The 1,025-nt window shown below is 70.9% G+C and carries 1 protein-coding gene; it reads left to right on the top strand.

All coding sequences use genetic code 11. The features are described 5' to 3' along the window. A partial coding sequence (locus tag EOA38_RS37575) for a cobaltochelatase subunit CobN (RefSeq protein ID WP_189435218.1) occupies positions 1 to 1,025 on the top strand: 1,025 nt, incomplete at both ends.

The following is a 1,025-nucleotide window of genomic DNA, read 5'->3' as shown; positions in this document are numbered from 1 at the left end:
GGCTCGCTGCCGGTCATCTACCCGTTTATCGTCTCCAATCCCGGCGAGGCGGCGCAGGCCAAGCGCCGGATTTCGGCCGTCACGCTCGGCCATCTGCCGCCGCCGCTGACCGGGGCCGGCCTCGACGAGGCACAGCAGAAGCTCGAACGCTTGGTCGACGAATATGCCCAGGCCGACGGGCTCGATCGCCGCCGCCGCGATCGTCTGGCGCGACTCATAGTCGAGTCCGCGCGGAAATCCGGCCTGGCGACAGAAGCAGGCGTTGCCGGCACCGACGCTCCTGACGCGGCGCTGCGCCGCATCGACGCCTGGCTGTGCGACCTCAAGGATTTCGCCGTCAAGGACGGGCTGCATGTCTACGGCCGCGCGCCGGAGAGCGAGGCCGATCCGCTGCGGCGGCAAAGCGCAGAGGCCGAAAGGACCGCCCTGCTCGCCGCGCTCGACGGCCAGCACATCAAAGCCGGGCCGGCCGGTGCGCCGGCGCGCGGCCGCTCCGACGTGCTGCCCACCGGCCGCAACCTTTTCACATCCGATCCGCGCACCATGCCGACGCCGACCGCCTACGATCTCGGCCAGGCGGCCGCGGAAGAAGTGGTGCGCAGCTACATGCAAAACCATGGCGACTGGCCGCGTTCGCTGGTCATCGACCTCTGGGGCTCGGCCTCGTTGCGCACCGGCGGCGAGGAGATCGCCCAAGGCCTGGCGCTGATGGGCTGCCGGCCGCAATGGGATGCAGCGACCGGCCGCGTCACCGGCATCGAGGTGCTGCCGCCGGCGGCGCTCGGCCGGCCGCGCGTCGACGTCACCTGGCGCATCTCCGGCCTGTTCCGCGACATGTTCCCGACCCAGATCGCACTGATCGATGCCGCCGCCAGCGCGGTCGCCGGCCGCGACGAGGACGACACAGAAAACCCCCTTGCCGCCGCAACCCGTGCCGAGGGCAAAATCGGCCCGCGCATTTTCGGCACCTCACCCGGGACCTATGGCGCCGGTGTCGAGGATTTGCTGTCGCGCGGCCAATGGGG

This window comes from Mesorhizobium sp. M1E.F.Ca.ET.041.01.1.1, from assembly GCF_003997355.1.
Classification (GTDB): domain Bacteria; phylum Pseudomonadota; class Alphaproteobacteria; order Rhizobiales; family Rhizobiaceae; genus Mesorhizobium.
The sequence above is the reverse complement of the archived record's forward strand: the minus strand, read 5'-3'. Positions and strand labels throughout refer to the sequence as shown.